The organism is Halomonas llamarensis, from assembly GCF_023555005.1.
Lineage (GTDB): Bacteria > Pseudomonadota > Gammaproteobacteria > Pseudomonadales > Halomonadaceae > Vreelandella > Vreelandella llamarensis.
This window is the reverse complement of sequence record NZ_JAMJPJ010000176.1, coordinates 1-217: the sequence shown is the minus strand read 5'-3', so window position 1 is coordinate 217 and position 217 is coordinate 1. Positions and strand designations below refer to the sequence as shown.

Sequence of the window (217 nt, the reverse complement as noted above, 5' to 3'; positions counted from 1 at the left end):
TGCGCAACTGAGCGATCAGGGGCTGACTTTTCTGCTCGCGCAGCGCGTGACGCGCGTCGGGATCGAGCGCTTTGGCCTGTTTTTCCACAGCATAGAGTTTGCCCATCTGGTTGATCACCCAGTCGGCCTTACCGGTCTTGCCCTTGGGTTGTACCTTCTGAGCTTCAATGAACTTGCGTCGTGCATGGGCCCAGCAACCGGCGTGCATTATGCCGTT

Annotated in this window: 1 protein-coding gene; it reads right to left on the bottom strand. The window is 58.1% G+C overall.

Annotated elements, in window-relative coordinates; translation table 11 throughout:
- On the bottom strand, positions 1–217 hold a 217-nt coding region (locus M8006_RS18100; protein ID WP_250084635.1), incomplete at both ends, for an IS66 family transposase.